Below are 22,569 nucleotides of genomic sequence, written 5' to 3' on the forward strand. Positions count from 1 at the left end.
CCCAATGCGTTGAAGTTTACCTATCGCTCCTTGAGGAATACTATCAATAATTAATACCTGACTGGGAATTTTAAAATCAGCTAAACGCTCAAACAGGAACTGACGACTAGCTGTTGAAGTAAGCTGAGAACCCTTCCTCAGATCAACCGCAGCAGCTATGTCCTCACCCAATGTGAAGTCGGGAACAGCGAAAGTTACAGCTTGAATTATGTCAGAAATCTCCATTAAAACTTGATCGATTTCCAGAGGAGAAATTTTCTCCGCACCTCGACTAATGATTTCCTTAAGACGACCTTTGAGAAATAGGTAGCCATCTTTATCTATATAACCTTGATCGCCAGTTCTAAACCAGCCATGTGTAAAAGCCTTGGCATTGGCTTCAGGATTGGATTCATAGCCTTGAGTAATACTTGCCCCTTGAATGACAACTTCTCCGATTTCGCCTGAAGTGAGTAAATTTCCTGCTTCATCCATAATGGCAATAGTTGTTCCGACTGCCAAGCCTACTGAACTGGGTTTGCGAATTTGGGACGGTAGAGGATTACTGGTGATTTGATGTGCAGTTTCGGTCATGCCATAGGCTTCAATAACTGGAGCGTTAAATGCTGCTTCTAGCGCAGTCATTACTTGGAGGGCAAGGGAAGCTGAAGAAGAGCGAATCAAGCGAAGAGAAGATGATGGCAGAATTTGTTGATTGGTATCGATACTGCTCAGAAGCACTTGGTGCATGGTAGGGAAGGCACTATACCAAGTTGGTTGAAATTCAGCTAACTATGACCAAAATTGCGAAGTCTCCAATCCTGGCGAACAAACAACACTAATCCCCCCAGCACTTAAAGTAGATAACAGGCATCCAATCAGTCCATGAATATGGAACAAGGGCATGATATTTAAGCAGCGATCGCTCTCTACAAGATTCAAAGCCAAGCTAATGTTACGAGCAGAAAGACAAAGATTTTTTGGTAGTGCATCAAGATGAGGTAGTATAGAGAAAAGAGATAGTAGATAAAGACATGGAATGCCTATTGTGTGGACATCATAAAGTTTATGGACATGGTACAACCAGCAAAGGCAACGTCAGGTATGAATGTCCTAAATGTAAGAAGACATTTGTGGAGACCTTGGATACGATTTACTATCATCGGCATATAGATGCAGAAAAGATTCATTTAGTCCTGCAAAGCCAAAGTGAAGGAGTAAGCTTACGAGGTATAGCAAGATTGAGTGGATTAGCATATAACACAGTGGTTAGCATAATTAGACAAGCCTCACAGAAAGCCCAAATGGTTCATAACCAAGAAGTTAAAGCAGTAGAGACAGAAGAAATCAGTAGTGATGAAATGTGGTCATTCGTAGGAAAAAACAGAAAAACTGCTTACCAACAGAACTTGAGTCAGGAGACTGTTGGATTGGGGTAAGCATAGGTAATGATAGTGGATTGATTTTAGCGGCAAGAGTAGGAAAACATACGGATGAATTAATTGAGGAGATAGTTAGGAAAGACCGATTGCCAGCATTGGAATACTGATGGGTGGGGAGGATATGAGAGAGTGTTGGCAGAATATGTAGAACACTATATCGGCAAAGATCGCACTCAAAGAATAGAGAGGACGAATGGTATTTTAAGGCAACAGACAGGTAGATTTCATCGACGACAGCATAAATTCAGCAAGTTATGGGAGTGGACTGAAATAGCAGTCAGATTATTAGTCACATTTTTTAATTGGATATGGATTCACTCTCGAAAAAAGACAACTGCTGCCCAGAGAGCTAATTTAACCAATAGAAAGTGGACTTGGGATAATATTTGCACCTACTCTACTTTACTTTGACGCACTACCTTAAAGATTTGTCTGCGGGTAATGTTATATACGTCACCTTAAAGGGGCAGCAGTCTGGTTTTATTGATGGATTGAGTGATTAAAATGCCGAAATCTCAATATTGATTTTTGGATCCAAAAATCAACACAATCTAAAAATCAATATTTTTGGATCCAAAATCCAACGCATCGCTACATAGAGCAAACCGTTAAAACGCTTGCTAGATAAGGGGTAAAGGGCTGAAACTCTTGATATGACTGAAAGCTGGTGACGAGATTTGAACTTGCGACCGACGGTTTACAAAACCGTTGCTCTACCACTGAGCTACACCAGCAAGGAATTAAATACTACCAAATTTATAGATCGTTTTCAATATTAATTTAAGGCAGCTAATTACCTTCTAACCTTTACCGCAGCAATGCGCATAACTGATCAGCAACTTTGGGTAATTTCCACCTCAACCCTCATCACCACGTTACTTTAATGCCGTCAAAAAATATGTCATACTGAACCCAAATTAATTCAAATGTATTTTAATATTTTTGGTTCATTAAGTAATGAATATTCGCATTGGTAATGGCTATGATATTCATCGTTTGGTTAAAGACCGCCCTTTAATTTTAGGTGGTATCCATATTGCTTACGAAAAAGGCTTACTTGGACACAGTGATGCAGATGTGTTAACTCATACAATTATGGATGCGATGTTGGGTGCCTTGGCATTGGGAGATATTGGGCATTATTTTCCCCCGACCGATCCCAAGTGGACAGGGGCAGATAGTATTAAGTTATTGCAGGCTGTAAATGAATTAATCAAAGCTAAAGGTTGGCAGATTAGTAATCTTGATTCTGTAGTTATCGCCGAAGCACCAAAGTTAAAACCTCATATTAAATCTATGTGCGATCGCCTAGCACAGGCATTAGAACTAGAAACTAGCCAAGTCAGTGTAAAAGCCACAACCAATGAAGGTTTAGACTCTATGGGACAAGGAGAAAGTATTGCCGCCCATGCCGTAGTTTTGCTGACGAGAATTAAGGAATAGAAGGTTAAATTCCGTAACTTGCCAATCATCCCCAATCGACAGACAATTGATCTTTAGATACCAATTTCTTGCAGTGGTATTTCCCATTGGTATAAAACTCTTAATAAAAACCTATGAAAAAAGTTCTAGCGATTATTTTAGGCGGGGGTCAAGGTTCCAGACTCTACCCATTGACAAAGCGACGTGCCAAACCTGCTGTGCCTTTGGCTGGAAAGTACCGACTAATCGACATCCCCGTTAGTAACTGTATTAACTCTGATATCGAAAAAATTTACGTTCTGACGCAATTTAACTCTACGTCTCTGAATAGACATATTAACCAAACCTATCGCACCTCTTCATTTTCCGATGGGTTTGTCGATATTTTAGCGGCTCAACAAACTCCTGATAACCCTGAATGGTTCCAAGGTACTGCTGATGCCGTGCGTCAATATTTATGGCTACTAGAGGTTGCCGATGTAACTGAGTACCTAATATTATCGGGTGATCAACTGTATCGCATGGACTACCGAGAGTTTGTGGAACGGCACCGTAGCACTGGGGCAGACATTACCCTATCGGTGTTACCCGTGGATCAAAAGAAAGCCTCCGCCTTTGGCATTCTCAAAATTGATGATTCGGGCAAAGTTATAGATTTTCGTGAAAAACCCAAGGGGGAACTGCTAGAGCAAATGCAAGTTGACACTACTACCCTAGGACTTGATCCCGACTCCGCACGGGCTAATCCTTACATTGCTTCCATGGGAATTTATGTATTCAAAAAAGAAGCACTGATCGCTTTACTGAGCGAAAACAAAGATAATACTGACTTTGGTAAAGAAATTATTCCCCAGGCGATCGGGCGTTATAACGTGCAGGCGTTTTTATTCTCAGACTATTGGGAAGATATAGGGACAATTGAGTCTTTTTACAATGCTAATCTTGACCTAACCCGTCATCCTAAGCCACCTTTCAGCCTCTACAAAGCTGATGCTCCCATCTATACCCGTCCTCGATACTTACCACCCAGTAAAGTAATAGATTCTCAGATTACCGACTCAATTATCAGTGATGGTTGCATTTTGGAGCGATGCACTGTTAGGCATTCAGTACTAGGAATACGGATTAATATTGGTGCTGGTTCAGTAATTGAAGACACTCTGGTTATGGGTTCTGACTTTTATCAAACTCCCTCAGAGTACGAAGCGGATATTCGAGATGGTAATGTTCCCATTGGTATTGGTGAAAATACAATTATTCGGCGGGCAATTGTGGATAAAAACGCTCGTATTGGTAAGAATGTCAAAATTATCAATAAAGATGGGGTTGATAACGCTAACCACGAAAACTTAGGTTACACGATCTGTGGTGGCATTGTCGTAATCCTAAAGGGAGCAGTAATTCCAGATAACACAGTAATTTAGCTGTTATTAAATTGAACATAATTAAACATATTAGGGCATGGGGAAATCTTCTTCTCCATTTATAAAGCTGTCTTGATGTTTTGAATACGTCCATAGGAACTACTATAAAGATTAGACTTAGGTATAACTTAATTCCAATTAGTATATAGAGATATTTTAGGGAGAGTCGAGATTTATGAAACTTGTGGCACTGCAAAGCCTTTTAGATAATGCAACATTTGCCATTTTGTTTGTCACTATGCTGCTGTATTGGGTTAGTGCGGCTTTTCCTCAAATTCCTTATTTGGCTCAAAGTGGAACTGCGGGAATGGCGATCGCTAATTTAAGTATTTTTGTCTTGTTAGCAGCCCGATGGCTAGACGCTGGCTATTTCCCTTTGAGTAACTTATACGAGTCTCTGTTCTTTTTAGCATGGGGAATCACGGCAATGCACCTGATCGCAGAAAGTATGGGGAGTAAAAATCTGCATACTAAAACTTTGATTGGTGTATTTACCGCAACCATTGCTATGGGAATTACCGCCTTTGCCGCTTTGAGTTTACCTGAAAATATGCAGGGAGCGGAGCCTTTAGTCCCAGCTTTGAAATCTAATTGGCTGATGATGCACGTTTCGGTAATGCTTTTAAGCTATTCGGCGTTGATGGTGGGTAGTTTATTGGCGATCGCCTTTTTGGTTATTAGCCGCGATCAAAAGATTATGCTTAAGGGTAATTCCCTTGGTAACGGTAGTAATTTACGCCAGCAGACCCAAGGTATTAGTAGTTTTAATTCTGAGCTAAATATAGAATCCTCAAAAAATCAAAACAATGGGGCAGTGACTACTTTAACTTTACCTACGGGTGTCTTAGCGATCGAGCGACTGACCCTTAGCGAAACCTTGGATAATCTTAGTTATCGCATGATTGGTTTAGGATTTCCGCTATTAACCATTGGTATTATTGCGGGTGGAGTCTGGGCAAATGAGGCTTGGGGTTCCTATTGGAGTTGGGATCCTAAGGAAACATGGTCGTTAATTACTTGGTTAGTATTTGCTGCCTATTTACATATGCGGATTACCAAAGGTTGGCAGGGTAAAAGACCAGCTATGTTGGCAAGTGGTGGTTTATTGGTAATTTGGACTTGCTATTTGGGGGTTAACTTGATGGGCAAGGGATTACATAGTTATGGCTGGTTTTTATAGATGGTTTACAGTATATTTTTAGAATATTTTTAGAAAGCTTCACACTAACCTTATTAAATTTATGGCATTAATCGCTGGAAATAAAATTGTCAATGACCTTGAAGCCGCAGGTGCCTTAGCTATGTATGTGCCACCAGAAGGTGGGTATGAAGGTCGGTATCAAAGACGGGTTCGCAACGCAGGCTATGACATCCTATCAATTACCGCAAGGGGTCTGGGGGATGTATCTAGCTTCTTAACGGGAGTACATGGGGTGAGACCATCCCATTTGGGAAAAAAAGCTATAGTTACTTATTTCTTGCCCCCTAAAATTCAGTATCGCCTTGCCAGTTTACCCCCTAATTCTAAAGGTTTAGTGGTGTGGTTGGGGGAAGGTAAGTTTTTAACTCGCCAAGAACTTGAAGTAATTAGCCAGATTCCTGCCAAGTTCAAAAATGTTAAGGTTGTAATTGAGTTGGGTAGTGCCAGAGAGGTAATTTGGTCACCTTTAGTCCAAGCGATCGCTGCTTAGAAACTAGAAATATAAAGCAGGAAAATATGGCAAGGCTGATTATACTGGGCGCATCTGGCTCTGGGCGTACTACGCAGGCTCAAATATTAAAAAACCTGTTAGATTCTGATCATATATCTACAGGGCAACTTTTAAAACAGGCGATCGCCTCAAGTTCTGATCTAGGAGAATCTGTGCGGCAGTATGTGGAGTTGGGGGAATATGCACCTGACGATACAATGATAAACCTGATTAAATCACTATTTTCCCAGACCAATTATCCACCAGCATGGATTTTAGAAGGCTATCCTCGTACTGCCTTTCAAGCGGAGGAGCTAGATTTCTTTCTAGCAGAACTAGATCAACCTATAGATTTAGTCTTTTATTTAGATGCTCCTGTATCAGTACTTACAGAAAGATTGGTTAAGGATCAGGATCAAGATTTAAGTCCTGAAGTGATCAGTCGCCAAATTGAATTATTTCATACCCGTACTACGCCGCTTTTAGAGTATTACGACTATAAGAAAAAGCTTCTTACCATTGATGCTTCAGGAGATATAGATACAGTTAGCCAATTAATTCAGCAGCATTTAAGCTAAGCGATGGAAAGGGCATACTGGCTGGCATGGTCAACTATTCCCAGAATTGGCTCTGTGCTTTTAAAGCGAATTTATCAAAGATTTGGTTCCCTAGCAACAGCATGGCAAGCATCGGGGCAGGAATTAGCAGAAGTTGAAGGCTTAGGCTCTCAAACTATAGAGGGTATAATTTCATCTCGATCTAAAATTGATCCCCGTGAACTTATTGATCTGCATACAGTTAAAAATCCTCATTTCTGGACTCCTGCCGACTCGAAATATCCCCAACTACTATGGGAAATACCCGATCCGCCCCCAGTTTTGTATTATCAGGGAAATATACAGACTTGGGCAGAAGAGTCAGCGATCGCTATCATTGGCACTAGAAATCCTAGTAGCTATGGACGCAAGTGGGCAAAAAAAATTGCGAGGGCTTTAGCAGAGAGTGGTTTTGTCGTGGTGTCTGGTTTAGCGGAGGGCATTGATGCTGAATCTCATCACAGTTGTTTAGAAGTGGGGGGAACTACATTAGCAGTGGTTGGTACGGGTGTAGATCGAATTTATCCCCCTAAGCATCTTCAGCTATATCAAGAGGTTCAGCGATCAGGCTTAGTGATTAGCGAATATCCGCAAGGCACAGGTCCCGAAAAATCCCATTTTCCCCAACGTAATCGCATTATTGCAGGTTTATGCAGAGCAAGTATTGTGATTGAAGCTCCCAGCCGATCAGGGGCTTTGATTACTGCTCACCAAGCCAACGAATATGGGCGAGATGTCTATGCTCTACCCGGCTCCTTAGATATAGAGCAAGCTCATGGCTGCCTACAGTTAATTAACCGAGGCGCACAGGTTATTTTAGGTATAGATGAATTACTAGAAAGTCTGGGGGCAATGCCACAACTCGATATAGGTATAGATTTAAATCTACATTCCGAATCCAATGCTCAGAAGTTAACTAAAAAAGGAAGTTCTAAAAAAACAGCGATCGCCACCCCAGAATTAGATTTATCTACCCTAGACCCTTTTCAACAAAAAATTATGCAGGTTTTAAGCTTTGATGAATTAAAAAGTTTAGATCGCCTAGTCCTAGAATCGGGTTTAACTTCGAGTGAGGTGTCCTTGGCTTTATTACAACTGGAAATGAACGGAGCGATCGCCCAATCTGCAGGGATGAGATATTCACGATTACTGTAGGTTGATTTTGATGAGCTTATAATAGTTGCAATCGAAATTAAGTTAACTAGATATGTCCTTAATTACTCTTTCACCTCAACCAAACGCTCAGAAAGTTTGGACAGATGCTGAATTAATGGCTTTACCAGAAGGTAACTGCTATGAGCTTGTGAATGGAGAATTAATTGATATGGGTAACTCAGGAGCTTTACATGGTTATACTTGCAGCATTTTAGTAATGGCTTTAATGAATTACATTTTACCCAGAGGTCTGGGAATTATTTTGGATTCCAGCACAGCCTTTACTATGAAAAATGGCAACAGGCGATCGCCCGACATTTCCTTTGTCTCTAAAACTCAACTGCAAGGACTTACGGAATTACCCGAAGGCTTTTTGGATGGTGCACCTGATTTAGCGATCAAAGTTCTTTCTTCCAGTAGCACTATTGCTGAAATCGATCAAAAAATTATGGAATACTTTGATAATGGCTCTCGTTTAGTTTGGGTGATTAATCTTAAGCTTCATGCGGATGTCTTAGATGGAGAAGAGGTTATTTCTGGTTTTACTATGCCATTGTCAGATTTATTCCAAAAGTTATCATTTTGATTAGGAAGCTTTCTTCTTTTTAGTCAATCGCTTAACGATAATTTGCTGGCTAAACTGGTGTAATCCAAAGCTTTATTACAAATTAATTGAGGTTACTTAAATTCCTGAATTGGTGAGGCATTAACTTGGGCAATGAAAGTTTTAGAATCTAAGCCCTTACGATCTTTAAATGCTTCATTAATCACATTCCCTCGTTCTTGAATCGCCACAGTATCTTGGGGATTAGCAGTAATCCAGCTAGTATAAGCATCTAAAGCATCATACCAGTAGCCATTGCTGGCATAGATTCTGGCACGTTCTAGGTTGTTTTTAGCAGCATCTAGGGCAATTTTAATTTGAGGAGGTAGGACTGTATAAGCGAGGATGCCGTTAGCTGTGACTTCTTGTCCAGAAAGCCATTTACACTTAACGCCCCAACGGTGATTACTATTGCCACTAAGAGACTGGGGAACTTGGAATTTAAACAGTCCACCTTTAGTTATAGTGATTTCCTGTTCGAGAATGATCTTAGAATCGGCTGCGGCGGTTTCCTGTAAAAAGAAGGTGAGTTTATAGTCTTGGGACTCAGGTAAAATCATATTCCAATAGACCGTAGGACGATCGGAGGCAGTTCTAGCTCCATCTTCGGGAACCATGAGAGCTAAAATTGGCAAAAATTTCCCTCCCGAACTTTCAAAGCCTGCGGGATCATCTTTAAGCCTGACACTACCTCCAGTTCCAGCCGTTTTGGGTAAACCTAGCCCATACATAGCTTGATTAAGTTTCTGGGCAATAATCTGCACTTGGGATGTCCACGGATTAGCGATCGCCCCACTAATAATCACACCTATGCCAATTCCAGAAATACTAACAATACTAAGAACTCCTAACCCAACTTTGATCCAAATCATATTCATAACTTTAATAATTCTGATACTGAAGAAGCTCTTAACTCTTTAAATGCTATGTGCCAATTGATTTTTTGATTATGTCAGCAAAGTATAAGGTCAATAATTGTTCTGAGTCACAAAGATTAACTGTATTTAATCACAGCAAGGCGAAAGGTAGATAAACTTGATACACTATCCTCTCAGTGGCGATCGCTCGATTTGAGGAAAATTTTAGAATGTTTGCTTACATTACTTCATTAGTGATTTTTGCGGGAATATTAGCTCTGTTTAGCCTAGGGCTAAATTTACAATGGGGCTTTGCAGGGTTGGTTAACTTTGGACATGTGGCATTTATGACTGTGGGTGCCTATAGTACGGTACTTTTAACCTTAAATGGAGTGCCTTTGCTCTTAGCAGTAGCGATCGCCTCTGGATTATCGGCATTACTAGGTTTAATTATTGCTGCCATTACCCTACGCCTGCGGGATGATTACCTAGCGATCGTCACCATTGGCATCTCAGAAATTATCCGCTTGATTTCTAAAAATGAAGAGTGGTTAACCCGAGGTACAAGGGGGATTCAAAGCTATCCGATTCCTTGGTCAAAGACTCTAGTCATTGACTACCAAAAACCTGTATTGGCTCTGCTTTTGATCATGGTAATTGGTGTAATTTATTGGCGACTAGAGTGGTTAGTGCGATCACCTTGGGGTCGAGTATTGAAAGCAATTCGTGAAGATGAAGAGGTAGCAAAGGCTTTAGGTAAAAATGTGTTTTGGTATAAGGTACAGGCATTTGTGATTGGTGGCGCGATCGCTGGCATTTCTGGAGCGTTTTACGCATGGCAACTAACTACTATTTATCCCGAATCCTTTCAGCAGGAAATCACGTTTCGAGCATGGACAATCGTAACCATTGGCGGCGCAGGTAGTAATTTGGGCGTACTAATTGGCTCAGTAATATTTCAAATTTATAATGTGATTTTCCGCTTTTTACCCGATGCCATTCGTTTAGATGGGGGTAAATTCGAGGCAATTCAACTCATGCTCATTGGCTTAACTTTAATTTTGCTTATGGTCTGGAGACCTCAGGGAATTTTAGGTAATAAAGATGAATTGACATTAACTCGATAAGCTAGTATGCCAATACGCTAAGATAAAATACTCAACAGCCAGTTGTATCCAAATTAGTATTTAGGTTTATCCGAGATAGAAGAAATATAAAATGAAAGTCACCGTAGAGAAACTCCCTGCCAGTCAAGTTAGTTTTGACATTGAAATTGAGGGAGAGAAGTCCCAAGCCGTATACGATCGCTCCGTTAAGCAATTAAGTCAGTCTGTTAACGTTCCTGGGTTTCGCAAAGGCAAAGCCCCCCGTGAATTAGTCCTACGTCAAATTGGTAAGGATAAACTTAAGGCAAATATCCTAGAAGAAGTACTACAAAATGCCTTAAATGAAGTAATCAAAGAACATTCAGATATTCAGGCGATCGGTAGCTTTGATCTTGGTACTTCCTTTGAAGACCTATTTAGTACCTTTGTAATTGGCGCACCTCTCCAATTTAAAGCCTCTATTGATGTGCATCCCGAAGTCGAGCTTAAGCAATACAAAGACCTAAGTGTTAAAGCCGAACAAGTTGATCCCGACTTAACCCAAGCTGATAAGACCCTCCACGAATATCAAATTAGAAAATCTACGGTAGTTCCCGTCGAAGATCGGGCGATCGCCATTGATGATCTTGTAACCATTGACTTTAAGGTTTTAGATGCTGCAGGTAACGAAATCGAAAATGCCACAGAAAATGGCTTTGTACTTAGTATTGAAACAGAAACAGACGAGTTCATAGACGGAGTGGCTGAAAACCTAATCGGGGTAAACCTTGGTGAAACCAAAGAAATTGTGATCAATCTACCCGAAGGCTACTTTAATCCCGGACAGCCAGAGCAACCTGCAACTTTTATTGCCACTGTCACCGACATTAAAGCCCGAGAACTGCCCGAACTAGATGATGAATTTGCTAAGTCCATTAGTGCCAAAGAAACGATCGCAGAACTACGAGCATATTTAGAACAAAGAGCTATTGATGAGGCTAAGGCTGAAGCTGAGGCTAATATCAACAAGGCTTTAATTAATGCTGTAGTCGAGAATATGGCAGAGGTAGAGTTGCCCAGCACCATGATTAACCGTGAGTCCGAGCGCATAGTCCAACAACAACTGGAATGGCTAACTCAAACCCCCGAAGGTGAAAAATTAGCTAAGCAACTGGTGACGAAGGAATTTGTCCAGAATTTAATCAGCAGTAACCAACCCGAAGCAATCATCCGCATTAAAAAAAGCTTGGCGATCGCCGAAATTGCCCGCCTAGAAAATATTACTGTGCCTAGGGCTGATGTTATAGATGGTGCCACTAAGCTTAGTCAAGAAGTTAATGATAAATCCATTGATTTTGAACTACTCAAGCAAGTAACCGAAGATGAAATCCTTACTACTAAGGTAGTGGAATGGTTAAAAGCAAACTCCACGATTGAAATTGTCCCTGCTGGTTCCTTACAACTGCCCGAGCCTGAAGCAGATGCTGAGGTCGATACAAATGTAGATATAGAAGTTGAAAGCCAAACTGTTGAAGTCGAGGTGCTTGCACCAGATCAAGCCTAAGATAACTATGTCCTTTCAAATTAGGGCATAATGTGTTGTAGATACCAAGAAGCGTGAATAAATGTAAGTAACAATGATTGCAAATAACCTAATAAATAGCCAATATCATTCCTATGGGAATATTCAAAATAGCGAAATAGTACCAATGGTTGTGGAGCAGTCGGGGAAAGGTGAGCGCGCCTTTGACATCTTTTCACGCCTCTTGCGGGAACGCATTATTTTTTTGGGTACAGAAGTAAATGACAGTGTTGCCAGTGTCATGATGTCGCAGCTCCTATTTTTAGAGGCTGAAGACCCCCAAAAGGACATTTATGTCTATATAAACTCTCCCGGTGGTTCAGTTACATCGGGGATGGCAATCTATGACACCATGCAGCATGTCCGCCCTGATGTTTCGACCATATGTATGGGCTTAGCTGCTAGTATGGGAGCGTTTTTATTGAGTGCTGGTGCTAAGGGTAAAAGGTTATCTCTGCCCAATTCTCGGATTATGATTCATCAACCCCTAGGAGGCGCAAGGGGGCAAGCCGTAGATATTGAAATTCAGGCAAAGGAAATTCTGTATCATAAGCGTACATTAAATAAACTGTTAGCCGAACATACAGGGCAACCCCTTGATAAAATTGAGCAAGATACTGAAAGAGATTTCTTTATGTCTCCTGCAGAAGCGAAAAACTATGGTTTAATTGACCAAGTTTTGACGAAGCAACCCCATTGAGTGAGATCAAACTATGCCAAGTAAATATGATTCGCACCTCAAATGTTCATTTTGTGGTAAGTCCCAAGAGCAAGTTCGTAAACTAATTGCTGGACCGGGCGTTTACATTTGTGATGAATGTGTTGATCTGTGCAATGAAATTTTGGATGAAGAGTTATTTAATGCTCCTGCACTGCAGAACCGCAAGGACGCTGCTCCCGAAAAGCGCAAAAAAACCGCAAGTATTAGTCTCAATCAAATTCCTAAACCACGGGAAATCAAAAAATATTTAGATGAAAATGTCATTGGGCAGGATGAGGCGAAAAAAGTTCTTTCTGTTGCTGTCTATAACCATTACAAGCGTCTCAGTTTTTTAGAACCCGATGGACATGGTAAAAATCCTGATGATACCGTGGAACTGCAAAAGTCCAATATTCTCCTAATTGGTCCAACGGGCTGTGGTAAGACTTTACTAGCTCAAACCTTGGCAGAAATGTTGGAAGTCCCCTTTGCCGTTGCTGATGCCACTACTCTGACTGAGGCGGGCTATGTGGGTGAGGATGTTGAAAATATTCTGTTACGCCTGCTGCAAGTAGCTGATTTGGACGTAGAGGAGGCACAACGAGGGATTATTTATATTGATGAAATTGATAAGATTTCTCGTAAAAGTGAAAATACCTCCATTACCCGTGATGTCTCGGGAGAGGGTGTACAGCAGGCACTATTAAAAATGCTAGAAGGGACGATCGCTAATGTGCCACCCCAAGGCGGTCGTAAGCATCCCTACCAGGATTGTATTCAGATTGACACCAAAAATATTTTATTTATATGTGGTGGTGCCTTTGTAGGCTTGGATAAGGCGATCGAGCAGCGTATTGGCAAAAAATCCATGGGTTTTATCCAGCAGGGAGAGATTATCCCCAAGGAAAAACGCACGGCTGATATTTTGCGACAGACTCAGCCTGAAGACTTGGTTAAGTTTGGGATGATTCCAGAGTTTATTGGCAGAATTCCCGTAACGGCTGTGGTTAATCCCCTAGACGAAGATGCGCTGGCAGAGATTTTAACTGAGCCTCGTAGTGCTTTAGTTAAGCAATACCAAAAGTTGTTAAAAATGGACAATGTGCAGCTAGAGTTCCAACCGGATGCCATCAGAGCGATTGCCCAAGAAGCATATAGAAGAAAAACTGGAGCAAGGGCGTTACGGGGTATTGTCGAGCAGCTAATGCTAGATGTGATGTATGAGCTACCTTCTCGTAATGATGTTAAACGCTGTGTAGTTACCCGTGAGATGGTGGAGAAACTATCTACGGCTGAGATTATTTTTATCTCTTCCAATATCAAATCGGAATCTGCCTAGAGTAAATCCTATGGCTCACCCTCCAGTTATGTTAGTGGATGCCTATAACATTATTGGAGCATGGGCAAGTCTAAAAAGGTGGAGAGACTTAGGTGATTTTGATGCGGCACGAACAGAACTCACAGAAATTATGGCTGGTTATAGTTCTTATCATGGCTATCAGTCCACTCTCGTATTTGATGCCTATAATGTCCCCACGCCTGCGGTGACGGAGAAAGTTACTAAAAATTTGAAGCTACATTTTACCAATCATAGGCAAACGGCTGATTCTTATATTGAGAAATGCTGTGCTGAGGTACATCGTCATCCCCTTCGCCATCTTAAACGGGTAATTGTTGTCACCTCTGATCGCGCCCAACACCTAACTACTACAGGCTTTGGAGCAGAATGGATGTCAGCACTAGCATTAGAGCAGGAAGTTGAATTAACATTTAAATCGGTACGGCACCGCCAGAAGCCCCAAACTCAATCGGTAAAACGTTTACTTAGTAGTACCCTTGATGACCAAACGCGAGAACGCTTAAACAAATTACGACAGGATTTAACTTAAAGGTCTCTCTTATAATTCTTCTTATACTTTTCTCTAAATTATGCCGCTTCTTCTAATGTAGGAGTTGGCTTTACCCCATAACCTACCTTGAAGCTTTTGTGATTGGGATTAGCTCCAGATTCTAATAGTAATTTAAACTCTTCATAGTGATAGCCTATAATTGCGTTCAATAAAGCCGTACCCCCCTCCATACTCGTAACTTCAATATTTGCTTTGTGCTTTATAAGATAATCAACAAGTTCAATATACCCATGTCTTGCCGCCCATAAAATTAATGTGTAATCAATTTTGTCATCAACAGCATTAATATCTTCCCCTTCTTGGAGGTATTGATATATCTCGCCAATAATGTGATCCTTAATTGCCAGCCTCATTCTTAGACTCATTTTAAACATATTTACCTCTAGTAACTGTTTTGATTGAGTTAAATTGCAACTTCAGGAAAAGTAGAAATTGCCCCTAAATTAATCCTTGACGATCGCTCGCATCGATACTTAAATTCACACTTGGTACAAGCGAGGCTATCTTTAGGTAATTGGGCATATTCAGAGGACTTTTCTGCGGCTACCATCTCATCTAAAATTTGGCTTAGTTCCTGTTCGGTTTCTTGGTAATCTTGACGGGTGTAAGCGATCGCTACCGTAGTTCCTGTATTCGCAAACCAGTAGGAAAAGGATAATTGCTCAGGCAGGTAATTAGTAGTGGCAGCTAAAATATATAGGTAAAGGCGAGTTTGCCAGTGCGATCGCAATATATCTGGGGCAATAGGTTTCTGATGGGCTTTCCAATCTAAAATCTGAGCCTGATGATTTCCTAAAATCAGTAAATCGTAAATTGCAGTGAGGATATAGCTCTCGGAAAAGGATGGTTTATGGGTACGCAAATGTTCGGGATAGCGATCGCCTGAAATTATCAATGGGGGATTATGCTCAAAGTTCCGAAGCCATGTATGCAGTTCGAGATCGCTAGCTGCTAAATCGGTAATATCTAAGCCTAGTTCCCGTTGCTGCATAAGTAAATGAAACCTACTACCTAATTCCATTTGATGATTGGGATTAGAAGGTAAATGTAATCCATCTAAAAGTTGATGCTGAAACTTGCGGGGACATGATTGCCACAGGCTCAGGCTAGATTGGGATATATTCATGGCTAAGAATTAGGATTTAGCGAATTGGGGTCGAGGGTAATGCGATCGTCAAAAATAAAACATTGTCCTTGCCACAGACTTTTATCTTCTGGCACTTCTTCTAAATATTTTAAAATTCCACCCTTGAGATGATACACCTCAGAAAACCCTTGGGCGAGCATATAGGCACTTGCCTTCTCACAACGGATTCCCCCAGTACAAAACATGGCTATTTTTTGGTTAGGGTCGGGTAAATTTTCTTGGACGTAGCTAGGAAATTCACTAAAAAAATCTAAATTGGGGTTTACTGCGCCAGCAAAAGTGCCGAACTCCACTTCATAAATATTTCTGGTATCAATTACTAAAATATCTGGATTAGTAATTAACTTATTCCAATCTTTGGGTTCCACATAGGTGCCAACTTTTTGACTGGGATCGATACCCGATACGCCAAACTTGACCAGTTCCTTTTTCAGTCGCACCCGCAGTTTATTAAAAGGCATGACCTGAGAGGAGGATTCTTTATGTTCGAGATTCTCTAAATTGGGGAGCGATCGCAAATAACCAAGTAAAGCATCAATACCTTCTCGACTCCCAGCAATTGTAGAATTTATCCCTTCGGGTGCCAGTAAGATTGTGCCTTTCAGTTGATAGCGATCGCCCAAGGATTTTAATAAGGGTCGCAGTTCTCGATAATTTATTAGATCGTTTTCTAGATCGGTGAAGTGATAAAAACTAGCTACAACAATGTGTTCGGGAGCATTTAAAAACTTTTCCATCACAAAGTTAGTAAGCTTTTGTCCACGCACACTTACTTGCTGTTCCTTGACAACCCTAAAGCCTCGACTTTTAAAGAAAGCTCTCGCCGTAATACTCGCCTCCACATACAGCCGATTTAGTCCTAACTCGATCGCTTTGGTTTCAATAGTTTGGTAAAGTCTAGTACCTACTCCTCGCCGTTGATAGTCCTTGTGACAAAAGAAGCAATCAATATGTCCATTAGCTTCGAGTTCGCCAAAAGCGAGGACTGTATCAGACTCTTCGGCAACATAGGTAAATTTTGCAGCACAAGATTTTACCCATTCTTCGATATTTAGATTGTCAGGAGCCCAAGCCTGAACTTGTTCCAGTGAGTAGTCACGAATATTAATTTCATGGATCGTATCGTGAAATATATGGGCGATCTGCTCGCTATCTTGGGGCTGAAATAATCGAATTTCCATAAGAACCACATATGGGCATTGCTTATCTATAATAAAACTTTGCTCAAGTAATGATTCAAATTTATTGATAAAGTTAAAATCAACGAAGCAAAATTAATGGAAAAGAATTGAAACATATTAGAAATAATAATTATTTTTTGAATAAAAAAGCTTTACTTCATTCCCTTTAACTACTTTACTCATATTTTCAACAGTCTTCTCGTTCACAATTAGTTGATCATTAATAATTTTTTTTAATTTATTATTTGCTATCCAATCTGAATTCCATAAGGAAATATTTGAATTTTTATTATTTAGTTTCTTACATAATAACTCGCCAAAAGTTATTTCCTTATCGATTTTTAAAGCAATTCTCTGAATCCAAATTTCAAGATAACCTATATTAGGTAACTTTTGAAATCTATAAATTATAGTTTTAAGAATCTCAACCTGCTTATCTATTGGCTTAATCAGAGAAATCAACTTACTTAGTATTCCTGCCCCAATAGGATAAGTTCTTGGATTTTTGAGCATAATATCAACAAGAATACTTATCATAACTATAATATCATCTCTTTCTTTATTGACTTTACTAATTTTGTCAAAGAAGCTATCTAATGCCCTACATAGACTTCCAGAGTTAGGATATTTACAGGATAAATCATGTATAAATAATAAAGAATCTTGTAATTTTTCCATCTTTATCTGATTTGTTATCCAATATAATTTGTCTGGCTTAATAGAGTGAGTAACAACTGTATTGGAAGATAATGTTTTTTGTGAATTAAGTTTTAACCCCAAATTACCAAGTATCTCAGTTAAGGACTTTACAATTAAGTCAGATTCTTGTGGATTATTTGTAAAAACTCTGTAATCATCTCTATATCTTAAGATTTGATAATCTATTAAGTGTGGATAGCTTTCCAACTTTTCTGATAATTCAAGATCGGCAAAGCCCAAAACAATTTCAGCTATTAAGTCCATCAACCCACTACCTTGAGGAATTCCATTTGTTTGAGCAAATGACATATCTTGTATATGTGAGTCAATTATATTTCCAATTAGAGAACGATCTCTTCTTTGTTCTTTAGCAATTTTCTTTGTATGTAATGCCCATACTATTGAATGAGTGTATATTGATCCATAACAATCAGAAATATCCGTATGCATAATATACTCATACTTAAGCGATAGCTCAATCGAATTTTGCTCAACTGAATGCCACCAATTGCTTATATTTTCAGCCTTATCTGATAGTAAATTTTCGCTTTCAATTGGAATAGATAAGCATTTAATCTGATTATTAAAGCTAAAACGCTTAAAAGCAGCAACAATCTCTCTCCAATTATTTTCGGATGTAATTTCATTTACAAGAGATACATAGATAGCTGGATGAATTATTTGAAAAGGTCTCCAAGCAAACTTGCCATCTTTATTATTTAGAAATCTATGGTTAACATTTTCATAGTAACAGGGTCGTGATAGTTTTTGTTTTCCTGCTGAGTCTATAGTACTCCCATAATAGTCAGATAGTTTCTTCCCATTAACTTCTTTGGCAATTTCCTCAAGAAGTTCCTTAAAGCTGAAGTACTTTGGCAATTCAAAGTTAATATAGAGCCTGTTTCATATCTATTATGAGCAAGATGTATGATACTTAGAAAATGCTAAATCCATACTCAAGTAGCCTAACAGATAAAGAATGGGAAATTATAGAACCATTGCTCCCAAAGAAAAAGCAAACTAGACCGCCAACTTGGACAAAAAGACAAATTTTAGACGGCATACTCTACCAACTCAAAAACGGTTGTAATTGGCGAGATATGCCCCGAGACTTACCACCATTCTCTACAGTGTATCGATACTACAAGGAGTGGAAAGATACAGGTACATTTACTGCGATTATGGAAGCTTTACATGCAACAGCCCGTGAACAGTCAAAAAAAATCAAAATGGACAACTTTAATCATCATTGACTCACAAGCAGTGAAAAATACCTGTAATGCAAGTATAGAATCCAAGGGCTTCTGCTCCTACAAAGCAACTAACGGGATCAAAAGACATTTAGCCGTTGACACTCTGGGATTTCCTTTCTTTACCTATTTAACAAGAGCAAATGTATCAGATGACCAAGGACTGATTGAGATGTTAACGATTAACATTGATTACTTCAAATCGAAACCAGATGACATTACGCTAACTACGATATTGCTGGATAGTGGTTATCATATCGAGAAACTGATCCAAGAACTAGAGAAGATATATCCTGAGATTATGACTAAGATTAGGTTTGAAATTTCTCCTAAGGTATCAAAGCAACAGAAGGCAGAAAAAGGTCTGTCTGGGTTTGTAGTTGTGCCGACAAGGTGGGTAATTGAAAGGTCAAATGCTTGGGTTGAAAGATGCAAAATCTTAGTTAAGAACTTTGAGAGAACTCTCGTTAATGCTACAGCTAAACTCAATCTTTGCTTTATTCGTTTGATGCTAAAAAGAATTGCTACTCATGAGATATGAAACAGGCTCTATACGTCATCGTGCTGTGGGTAAGAAGAGTGGTCAAACTAATCCTATTGAAAGATTAAGTAATACTTTTCGTCAACGCATTTCTCGTTTGGCGCGACAAACTGTGTCTTTCTCTAGGAAGTTAGGTTGGGGCTATTTGGTACTTTATTCATGACTATAATGCACGTCTTGCAATGATTTGTCACTTTTCACTACTTCCAGATCACCACCTAGACCTAGGGAATAGATATGCAAGCTTGGTACTTGAGCTTTTTGGTGGGTCTTCGATCAAGACAAGCTATGATAGTGAGGACTTTAGGTTAAGTTAAAAATTAAATTACAAATATTAGGTGCAGTGTATGTCGATTTGGGATGTAGAAAAAAGCAAGCATAAATCCTTTGAAATGCCAGGTGCTAAACCCCACTACAACCCCGATCGCCCTGGACAGGTAGAACATATTTGCCTGAATTTAAGCCTAGATATTCCCAAGCAATCCGTAGAGGGAACCTGCGAAATTACGATTAAGCCAGTCCGCAATGACATTCATGAATTAATTTTCGATGCAGTTAACTTGCAAATTACGGCGGTAACAATTCAAGAAATAGCCCAAAGATTTGAGTACGATGGTGAATTTCTCAAAGTATATTTAGCTGAACCAACCATAAAAGAAGAACGTTTTAAAATTGCGATCGCCTACGGGGTAATTCAGCCGCAACGGGGGATTTACTTTATCCAACCCACGGAATTTTATCCCCAAAAGCCCACGCAAGTCTGGACACAGGGGGAAGATGAGGACTCTAGATTTTGGTTCCCTTGCTTCGATTATCCGGGGCAGTTAGCGACTTCGGAAATTATCGTTAAAGTGCCTGCGGAATTAACAGCAATTTCCAATGGGAAGCTTCTGAACGTCATATCTGATAGTGATCATAAAATCTATCACTGGTATCAACAGGAGATTCATCCCACCTACCTGATGACCCTCGCCGTGGGTGACTTTCTCGAAGTTAAAGATCAATGGCAAGATATAGAAGTGAATTACTATGTGGATAAATCTCGCACTGAACAAGAAGCTCGGCTGAGTATGGGTAAAACTCCCCGCATGATTGAATTCTTTAGTGAAAAATATGGCTATAGATATGCCTATCCTAAGTATGCTCAGGTTTGTGTGGCGGACTTTATCTTTGGCGGGATGGAAAATACTTCCACAACTTTACTTACTGATCGCTGTGTTTTAGATGAACGGGCAGCATTAGATAATCGCACTACGGAAAGCCTTGTAGCTCATGAGTTAGCACACCAGTGGTTTGGGGATTTGGTAGTGATTAAACATTGGTCTCACGCTTGGATCAAGGAAGGGGCTGCCACCTACGCTGAAGTGCTATGGACTGAACATGAATATGGAGCGATCGAAGCTGCCTATTATCGCCTTGGGGAAGCTCGGAATTATTTTGCCGAAGATGCGGAAAGATACCGCCGTCCCATTGTCACCCATGTTTACCGTGAGGCGATTGAGCTATATGATCGCCATCTCTACGAAAAAGGTGGATGTGTTTATCACATGTTGCGAACCGAGTTGGGAGAAGAATTATTCTGGCAATCAATTCATGCCTTTGTTCAACAAAATGCCCATAAAACCGTAGAGACCATTGACTTATTGCGAGCGATCGAGCAGGCATCGGGCAAGAATCTTATGCCTCTATTCGATCAGTATGTATTTAGGGGTGGACATCCTGAGTATAAAATCGGCTATAGCTGGGATAGTGAGAATAACTTAGCGAAGGTCACAGTGTCCCAAACCCAAGATCAATTATTTGATTTACGGATTCCGATCGCCTTCGGATTTGAGGGAGAAGCAGAACTTAAAACCTTCACAATCAGGATTTTTGAGAAGGAGCAGGCACTATATTTCCCTTTATCTCAAAAACCTAGTTATATTAGCTTCGATCATGAAAATAATTATCTGAAGCAGGTTACTTTAGAATATAGTTTAGCAGAATTAAAAGCAGGTTTAGAATTTAATCCCGATCCCCTCGCTAAAATTCAATATGCCGAAGCGATCGCTAAAAAAGGTAGTTTAGAAGCAGTTAAAGCACTAGAAAAAGCTCTATTATCCGAACCCTTCTGGGGAGTACGACTCGAAGTGGCGGAAGTATTGGCTAGTATTAAGCTGGATCAGGCATTTACCGCCTTAGCACAGGGTTTAGGTGACGAAGATGCAAGGGTGAGAAAAACCGTAATTGCTGGTTTAGCAAAGACCAAAACCCAAGCCAGTTTAGATTTAATTAAGCCAATTCTTAAGCATGGTGATCCTAGTTATAATGTCGAGGCAACGGCTGCCAGCTGCATTGGAGATTTAGCACAGGCTTTGAGTAATCAACGTCCCCCCGATGGGGTAATTCAACTTTTACAAACTACCCTCACTGAAAAAGCAGGATGGAATGAAGTAATTAGAAGTGGAGCGATCGCGGGTTTGGCAAAAATCAAAGACTCTGATCAGGCATTGGAAACTATTCTGCTATACACCGCTCCAACCACACCTCAGCCCTTACGATTAGCTGCAATTCGAGCTTTAGGAACCATAGGCAAATCCCAAACTAAGCCCAAAACTGAACAGATTTTAAATCGTTTAGAAGTAATTGCACGAGAATCTTTCTTCCTCACCCAAGTCTCCGTGGTCATTGCCCTCGGACAAATTGATAGCTCTGGTGCCATTAGAATTCTCCAAGCATTATCCAACCAAACCCCCGATGGTCGGGTAAAACGGATGGCAGATGAAGCAGTTACGAAAGTTCAAGCAGCGATCGGTTCTGATGCCAGTATTAAGCAGCTGAGGGAAGAATTAGAAGAATTAAAGAAAAATAATCAGGAGTTAAAAAGTAGATTGGAGGCGATCGAGGCTAAATCTAATTTATTTTCATAATGAGATAAGGTAGTGATCAAGAGGGCATGGTAAGTGGGAAAAAGAGATATATTGAACTGTCCACTATTATGGAATTATAATGTCGCTATTGCCAATCTAAGGAGGTTATTCATTATGACTCTAATATGGATACAGGAATAATTCTGATGTCCATCACAACTTGGTTAATCTTAAGTAACCTAAAGTGGAAGTTTTATCATTGGCAAGAGATTCCCGCCCGTAATCGGTAACAAATAGATAAAATTCAGAGAGGAAATTTAAAATAAAGTTACGATGAAAAGTATTTTAGATTACTCTTACAACGATGCTCGAAAATTCTTTTTGAAGCAAGAGACTTATAGAGCCTGTTTCATATCTCATGAGTAGCAATTCTTTTTAGCATCAAACGAATAAAG

At 40.0% G+C, this 22,569-nt stretch carries 20 protein-coding genes, 1 tRNA gene and 3 pseudogenes; 17 read left to right on the top strand and 7 right to left on the bottom strand.

What is annotated here, in order from left to right:
* Positions 1-27 precede the first annotated feature (27 nt).
* A pseudogene (locus SYN7502_RS14735) lies at positions 28-756 on the bottom strand (AMP-binding protein); the annotation flags it as partial.
* Between the two features lie 257 nt (positions 757-1,013).
* Between SYN7502_RS14735 and SYN7502_RS19445 the strand changes: the two are divergent.
* Positions 1,014-1,832: pseudogene (locus tag SYN7502_RS19445) on the top strand (IS1 family transposase).
* 251 nt (positions 1,833-2,083) lie between these two features.
* Here SYN7502_RS19445 and SYN7502_RS14745 read toward each other — a convergent pair.
* Positions 2,084-2,155: transfer RNA gene (locus SYN7502_RS14745), tRNA-Thr, on the bottom strand.
* Positions 2,156-2,378: 223 nt separating this feature from the next.
* Here SYN7502_RS14745 and ispF point away from each other — a divergent pair.
* From ispF to SYN7502_RS14780, 7 genes are all read left to right on the top strand, one after another.
* The gene (ispF, locus tag SYN7502_RS14750; protein WP_015169568.1) at positions 2,379-2,864 is read left to right on the top strand and encodes a 2-C-methyl-D-erythritol 2,4-cyclodiphosphate synthase; all 486 of its coding nucleotides are present in this window, start codon (positions 2,379-2,381) and stop codon (positions 2,862-2,864) included.
* A gap of 113 nt (positions 2,865-2,977) precedes the next feature.
* Positions 2,978-4,267, top strand: coding sequence for a glucose-1-phosphate adenylyltransferase (locus tag SYN7502_RS14755; protein ID WP_015169569.1), 1,290 nt, complete (start codon positions 2,978-2,980; stop codon positions 4,265-4,267).
* Between the two features lie 175 nt (positions 4,268-4,442).
* Positions 4,443-5,447: a c-type cytochrome biogenesis protein CcsB gene (gene ccsB, locus SYN7502_RS14760; protein WP_015169570.1), complete on the top strand. Its 1,005-nt coding sequence runs from the start codon at positions 4,443-4,445 to the stop codon at positions 5,445-5,447.
* A gap of 61 nt (positions 5,448-5,508) precedes the next feature.
* Positions 5,509-5,958, top strand: a complete 450-nt coding sequence (locus SYN7502_RS14765; protein ID WP_015169571.1) for an NAD(P)H-quinone oxidoreductase subunit N — start codon at positions 5,509-5,511, stop codon at positions 5,956-5,958.
* Entirely contained in the window at positions 5,925-6,536 is a 612-nt protein-coding gene (locus tag SYN7502_RS14770; RefSeq protein WP_246828929.1) for an adenylate kinase family protein, read from the top strand. The genes SYN7502_RS14765 and SYN7502_RS14770 overlap by 34 nt, the downstream gene beginning before the upstream one ends.
* Before the next feature lie 3 nt (positions 6,537-6,539).
* Positions 6,540-7,709, top strand: a complete 1,170-nt coding sequence (gene dprA / locus SYN7502_RS14775) for a DNA-processing protein DprA (protein WP_015169573.1) — start codon at positions 6,540-6,542, stop codon at positions 7,707-7,709.
* Positions 7,710-7,761: 52 nt separating this feature from the next.
* Positions 7,762-8,295 carry a Uma2 family endonuclease gene (locus tag SYN7502_RS14780; RefSeq protein ID WP_015169574.1) on the top strand — a complete coding sequence of 178 codons (534 nt, stop codon included), beginning with the start codon at positions 7,762-7,764 and terminating at the stop codon, positions 8,293-8,295.
* 92 nt (positions 8,296-8,387) lie between these two features.
* On the opposite strand, the gene SYN7502_RS14785 is transcribed toward SYN7502_RS14780, so the two are convergent.
* On the bottom strand, positions 8,388-9,191 hold the full coding sequence (locus tag SYN7502_RS14785) for a DUF928 domain-containing protein (RefSeq protein WP_015169575.1): 804 nt from the start codon (positions 9,189-9,191) through the stop codon (positions 8,388-8,390).
* A gap of 209 nt (positions 9,192-9,400) precedes the next feature.
* Here SYN7502_RS14785 and SYN7502_RS14790 point away from each other — a divergent pair, with 209 nt between their 5' ends.
* The 5 genes from SYN7502_RS14790 (at position 9,401) to SYN7502_RS14810 (ending at position 14,426) form a co-directional block, all read left to right on the top strand.
* Positions 9,401-10,297: a branched-chain amino acid ABC transporter permease gene (locus tag SYN7502_RS14790; protein WP_015169576.1), complete on the top strand. Its 897-nt coding sequence runs from the start codon at positions 9,401-9,403 to the stop codon at positions 10,295-10,297.
* 91 nt (positions 10,298-10,388) lie between these two features.
* Positions 10,389-11,819 carry a trigger factor gene (tig, locus tag SYN7502_RS14795; protein ID WP_015169577.1) on the top strand — a complete coding sequence of 477 codons (1,431 nt, stop codon included), beginning with the start codon at positions 10,389-10,391 and terminating at the stop codon, positions 11,817-11,819.
* A gap of 73 nt (positions 11,820-11,892) precedes the next feature.
* Positions 11,893-12,537: an ATP-dependent Clp endopeptidase proteolytic subunit ClpP gene (gene clpP / locus SYN7502_RS14800; protein WP_015169578.1), complete on the top strand. Its 645-nt coding sequence runs from the start codon at positions 11,893-11,895 to the stop codon at positions 12,535-12,537.
* Positions 12,538-12,550: 13 nt separating this feature from the next.
* Positions 12,551-13,876, top strand: coding sequence for an ATP-dependent protease ATP-binding subunit ClpX (gene clpX / locus SYN7502_RS14805; protein ID WP_015169579.1), 1,326 nt, complete (start codon positions 12,551-12,553; stop codon positions 13,874-13,876).
* 10 nt (positions 13,877-13,886) lie between these two features.
* A complete protein-coding gene (locus SYN7502_RS14810; RefSeq protein ID WP_015169580.1) occupies positions 13,887-14,426 on the top strand; it encodes an NYN domain-containing protein in 540 nt (179 codons plus the stop codon).
* A gap of 38 nt (positions 14,427-14,464) precedes the next feature.
* Here the strand turns inward: SYN7502_RS14810 and SYN7502_RS14815 are convergent, their stop codons facing one another.
* The 4 genes from SYN7502_RS14815 to SYN7502_RS14830 all read right to left on the bottom strand — a co-directional run bounded on the left by SYN7502_RS14815 (position 14,465) and on the right by SYN7502_RS14830 (position 18,353).
* Positions 14,465-14,821, bottom strand: a complete 357-nt coding sequence (locus SYN7502_RS14815; protein ID WP_015169581.1) for an ankyrin repeat domain-containing protein — start codon at positions 14,819-14,821, stop codon at positions 14,465-14,467.
* A gap of 29 nt (positions 14,822-14,850) precedes the next feature.
* On the bottom strand, positions 14,851-15,573 hold the full coding sequence (locus SYN7502_RS14820) for a PD-(D/E)XK nuclease family protein (RefSeq protein ID WP_015169582.1): 723 nt from the start codon (positions 15,571-15,573) through the stop codon (positions 14,851-14,853).
* 2 nt (positions 15,574-15,575) lie between these two features.
* Positions 15,576-16,775 (bottom strand): oxygen-dependent tRNA uridine(34) hydroxylase TrhO, encoded by a 1,200-nt coding sequence (trhO, locus tag SYN7502_RS18475; RefSeq protein ID WP_015169583.1) that lies wholly within the window; start codon positions 16,773-16,775, stop codon positions 15,576-15,578.
* A gap of 117 nt (positions 16,776-16,892) precedes the next feature.
* Complete coding sequence (locus SYN7502_RS14830; protein WP_015169584.1) at positions 16,893-18,353, bottom strand: RNA-directed DNA polymerase; 1,461 nt, start codon at positions 18,351-18,353, stop codon at positions 16,893-16,895.
* Between the two features lie 62 nt (positions 18,354-18,415).
* On the opposite strand from SYN7502_RS14830, the gene SYN7502_RS14835 reads away from it, so the two are divergent.
* The 4 genes and pseudogenes from SYN7502_RS14835 (at position 18,416) to SYN7502_RS14845 (ending at position 22,174) form a co-directional block, all read left to right on the top strand.
* Positions 18,416-18,727, top strand: coding sequence for a transposase (locus SYN7502_RS14835; RefSeq protein WP_015168729.1), 312 nt, complete (start codon positions 18,416-18,418; stop codon positions 18,725-18,727).
* Positions 18,681-19,265 (top strand): transposase, encoded by a 585-nt coding sequence (locus SYN7502_RS14840; protein ID WP_371257757.1) that lies wholly within the window; start codon positions 18,681-18,683, stop codon positions 19,263-19,265. The genes SYN7502_RS14835 and SYN7502_RS14840 overlap by 47 nt, the downstream gene beginning before the upstream one ends.
* Positions 19,261-19,444 (top strand): annotated as a pseudogene (locus tag SYN7502_RS19885) (IS1 family transposase); the annotation flags it as partial. The gene SYN7502_RS14840 and the pseudogene SYN7502_RS19885, both read left to right, overlap by 5 nt.
* 168 nt (positions 19,445-19,612) lie before the next feature.
* Complete coding sequence (locus SYN7502_RS14845; protein ID WP_015169585.1) at positions 19,613-22,174, top strand: M1 family metallopeptidase; 2,562 nt, start codon at positions 19,613-19,615, stop codon at positions 22,172-22,174.
* Positions 22,175-22,569: the final 395 nt, after the last annotated feature.

The sequence above is a fragment of the Synechococcus sp. PCC 7502 genome (genome assembly GCF_000317085.1).
Taxonomy (GTDB): domain Bacteria; phylum Cyanobacteriota; class Cyanobacteriia; order Pseudanabaenales; family Pseudanabaenaceae; genus PCC-7502.